Annotated in this window: 2 protein-coding genes and 2 pseudogenes; 1 reads left to right on the forward strand and 3 read right to left on the reverse strand. The window is 65.8% G+C overall.

Annotated elements, in window-relative coordinates; translation table 11 throughout:
• Nucleotides 1-94 precede the first annotated feature (94 nt).
• From ACFHWE_RS23350 to ACFHWE_RS23360, 3 genes and pseudogenes are all read right to left on the reverse strand, one after another.
• Nucleotides 95-950, reverse strand: a pseudogene (locus ACFHWE_RS23350) (ISL3 family transposase).
• A 178-nt stretch (nucleotides 951-1,128) separates the two neighbouring features.
• Nucleotides 1,129-1,359: pseudogene (locus tag ACFHWE_RS23355) on the reverse strand (hypothetical protein); the annotation flags it as partial.
• A 332-nt stretch (nucleotides 1,360-1,691) separates the two neighbouring features.
• Complete coding sequence (locus ACFHWE_RS23360; RefSeq protein WP_416604024.1) at nucleotides 1,692-3,005, reverse strand: ISAs1 family transposase; 1,314 nt, start codon at nucleotides 3,003-3,005, stop codon at nucleotides 1,692-1,694.
• A gap of 232 nt (nucleotides 3,006-3,237) precedes the next feature.
• On the opposite strand from ACFHWE_RS23360, the gene ACFHWE_RS23365 reads away from it, so the two are divergent.
• Nucleotides 3,238-3,747: a hypothetical protein gene (locus ACFHWE_RS23365; RefSeq protein ID WP_416604025.1), complete on the forward strand. Its 510-nt coding sequence runs from the start codon at nucleotides 3,238-3,240 to the stop codon at nucleotides 3,745-3,747.
• Nucleotides 3,748-3,977 lie beyond the last annotated feature (230 nt).

Here is a 3,977-nt window from a genome sequence, read left to right on the forward strand (position 1 = left end):
CTCACTTTGTCCGCAGCCGAGTCCAGCCAGTTCGGCCACAGACCCGAGGGGTCCGAGCGGGGCTCTCCGTGGTTTTCAGGAATCGGGCATTCGTTCAGGCCCACGGCGCATCGGGGCACAGACCACCGTGGACGAACTCGACCATGGCCGTCAGAGCGCCCGCGCTGCGAAACCCCCTCGCCCGGGTGATCAACGCGCTCACCTGGGCGTTGATCGCTTCTGCCCGGCCGTTGGACACCCCGTGGTCCAACGTGTGGTCAATGGTGTCCCGATACCGGGACAGGGTCCGCGCGAGCCGGGTGAACTCCGGGATCCGGCACCGATGCGCCCACCCCGCGCAACAGTTGCCGCCCCTCTTCCCCCTTGACCGCGAACACCGCCCGGACCTGCTCCTTGATCAGATACCCCCGATACAACGGCTCGTTGTCGGAGGCGATATGCGCCAGAGCGGTCCGCTGGGACCCGGTGAGGCACTCGGGGCGTTTGCGCAGCGCCCACATCCCCGCCCCGAGCGCGGCGGCCTGGTCCTCGCGTCCCGCCGTCCGCAGCTGGCGGGCCAGCCGGGAACGCAGCGCGTCCAGCGCCTCATGGGCCCACTTGACCACGTGGAAGGCATCCAGACACAGGAGCGCCCGCGGCGCCCGCTGGCGCACCACGGGGTGGATCCACTCCGCGCCGTCGGCGGACACGTGCGTCAGCAGCCGGGCCCGTTCGGGGCCCAGGGCGTCGAAGAAGGCGTGCACGGTGGCCTGGTCGCGTCCCTGCCCGACCCATACCACCCGTCCGGCGTCGTGGTCGGTGACGATGACCAGGAACTTTCCGGTGCCCTTGCCCCAGGACTTCTCGTCGATGCCGATCCGGGCCGGCCCTTCCAGCCGGTCGGTGCGGGCGGCCCTGTCGGTGGCGGTGCGGGCGACGACGTCGGCCAGGGCCTGCCAGGTGATGCGCAGCTCGGCCGCGGCGCGTGTCCAGGGGGTATGGGCGGCCTTGTCGGCGGCGAACTCCTCGAAGGGGTGGGAGAACCGGCCCCCCGGGTCGGGCCCAGGGGGCGCGGGCGGTGATCTTGCCGTGCTGGGCGCACACGATCCTGGGGATCTCCGATTCCAGGAAGGTGCGTTTGCCGTGCACGTCCAGGGTCCGCCAGCGGACCGTGTCGCTTTCCACGGCCCGGCCGCGCTGGCCGCATCTGGGGCACCGGTGCCGGGTGTGCTGGTCGGGTTCGACCACGATGACCAGGACTTTCTCATCGCCTCCGCGTTTGCGGGGCCAGCGTTCGATGTAGGTGCGCAGTACGTGGACGTGTTCGGTGTCGAGCACCTCGTCCCAGACCGATCCCGTCATCGCCGCGCCTCCGGCCATCGCGTGCTGTTATGGGTCCGGTACACGACGCTACCGGCGCTCGTGGGGCGCGCCCGATCTGGTCGTTTACGCCGGACACGCCGCGAACGCCGGAAACCTGAACCCAGGGGAGAGCCGTCCGGGAACCCTCACCGATGATCGTCGCCGCCACCGTCCGGGCCTCCTGCTCGCCCGTCTCCGGGTCGGTGGCCAACACCCGGTCCCCGACCTCGACGTCCTCGATGGACACCCTCGACCCGTCGGCCATCACCACACCCGTACCGGGCGCGAAGCTGTTGCCCACACGGCACGACGCCCCTCACCTCTCATCAGGGCCCCGGAGTTCTCGCGTTTCAGATCCATACGGGCTGATCACGGGTGATGCCGTGGAGTTCGAGGGTTCTGTCCGGATTGGTGTGGGCCCTGCGACCTGACGCGAGGTTCTTCCACCCCGCTGCGGTCAGCGCCTGGCGGACGATGTCGGTCAAACACCCCAGCACGACCGGGGCGGCTCTGGTACGGGTGCGGCGAGCGTCCTCTTTGAAGGTCACGTCCCGCACGTGGTGCACCCGGTTCTCCACCGTCCAATGACCACGGGCATAGGCGGCCAACTCCGCAGGTGAGACCTCGTGGGCGTCCAGATCGGTGACGGCGAAGACCACCTCGCGGCTGCCCTTGATGGTGCCGTGCCGGCGGCGGTAGCGGTCGGTGCGCACCACCTGGCACGCACCGGGGAAGGCCAGCCCACCCGCCGCGGTGACCTTGGCCGAGCGGCGTTCCTCTCTCCCATGAGCGTGGCAGGGCCCCTCAACGTGGGCGAGGGGAACCTCGCCCCAGGGCAGGGCGGCCAGTTGTTCGTGCAGCACCGGGCGGTTGGCCTTGACGTAGATCAGATAGTGAGCGCCACGTTTGAGCAGGTAGGTGGCGTGGGCGGCCACGGTGTGCAGGGCATCGGCGGTGATCAGTGCTCCGGCCAGGTGGTCGTCGTCGATCTGGTCGAGCAGCGTGGTGAAGGCGCCTGTCTCGGAGCCTTTGCTGCTGATCTGGGTGCTGGCCACCACGGTCGCGTCGTGGTGGCGGGCGGCATGGAAGACCACCGATCCCGAGCGCTGTCCCTTCCTGGCGCGGGCGCCGCGCTGGGTTTTGCCGTCGGTGGCGTAGGCGGTGTGGCGGGGCTTCTCGCGCGGGGGTTGGTGCCTGTGTTGGTGGTGGGCGCGGCGGTGTTCGCGTTCGGGTGCCCTGATGGGGGTGCGCATCGAACTGTCCGGGGGCGGGGTGTGGGTGGGCAGGCAGGCCAGACCGGCTCGGGTGATCTGGGCGGGGTCCAGGCGGGCGAGGAGGTTGCGCAGGGTGTGCTCGTCGGGGATGTGGATGCGGCCGGTGAAGGGGCACACAGGCAGGCCCAGGCTGAGAAGGACGTGGCGGGGTGCGTTGTGGGCCCATTCGATGATGGCGCAGGTGGTGTCGTGCCCGGCGCTGGTCAGGGCGCACACGGCTAGGGCGAGCAGGGTGGGCGGGCTGTAGCGGCGGCCGCGTGGGTCTCTGGGGTCGTTGATGGTGGCCAGGTGGTCTATCAGGTCCGGGGTGGGTTCGCCTGCGGGGGTGAGTGGTTGCGCGGGTGGGGTTGAGGACAGGCGTGGAGTAGGAGAGGATGACACAGCGGGCATGCGGCCTTACGGATCGTGGTTTCTTGGCAACTCCATGATCCTTCAGGCCCGTGCCCGTTTTCGCGTGTCAGGACCCGCTCATGCCCCCACGGATCGCTTAAGACCGGCATTCGTGCGTTTCCCCGCAAAGCACGAGAACTCCGGGGCCCTGCACCTCTCATGGCCGCTCGCTGGCATCATTCTATCGTGGTAGTGGAATTGGCGATGGCGATCCATTCTTCGTGAGGATTAAGTGAAGGGTGATTTTTCGATGCTTTCCCGCGAGATCGATCTTCTTTTTGATAGATTGAATGAACTGCAAGTGCCAGCCTATCGGCGACTCATTCCTGGTGTCGATGCTTCGCGAGTAAAAGAAACTCTTGGGGCTCAGATCCCCGATCCAGTTGTGACTTGGTTTGGTCGGATTAACGGAATCGAATTCCACTCAGGTCAGACTCAAGAAGATGCAGACATAGTTCCAGGATATTCCCCCGTTGGCCTGGGGGAGGTGGTTGAAGACTATAAAAACCTGCGCGAAGAGGACCCTGTTCTCGGCGAGTTTTGGGTTCCAATTCTCCAGGGGCGCGGTGGGGACTTCTATGCAGCGGTTTGGGGGATTCGCAAGAGTGCCGCGTGGCAGGAGTGCTTGCAGGTGAACCTACTGAGGTGGAGTTTCCAAGTTTGGAGGAAATGGTTTCATTCTTCAGTGAATGCTATCTGCATGGAGTATTTTTTATTGGCCAATTTGGGCGCTTGGAAATGAATGCAGATCGGTATGATGAGCTGTATGAAGAGTTTTTCCCTTGATGTTCTTATTTTTCTAATTTAGAAAATTATTCGTTCGGATTTTGTGTAGGCGAGATTGGTTCCGGTGTAAGGGCCGAGTGATCTGATCTCTGCACCAGAACCAACCTCGTCCGTGGGTAAGCAGGGCGCCCGGTACGGGTGTGGTGATGGCCGACGGGTCGAGGGTGCCGATCGAGGACGTCGAGG

Origin of the sequence: Nocardiopsis sp. LOL_012, assembly GCF_048060475.1 — a bacterium.
Taxonomy (GTDB): Bacteria; Actinomycetota; Actinomycetes; order Streptosporangiales; family Streptosporangiaceae; genus Nocardiopsis.

Excerpts from the sequence above, each read along its gene's own strand:
- ACFHWE_RS23360 (WP_416604024.1), bottom strand. The coding sequence starts at position 3,005 with ATGCCCGCTGTGTCATCCTCTCCTACTCCACGCCTGTCCTCAACCCCA.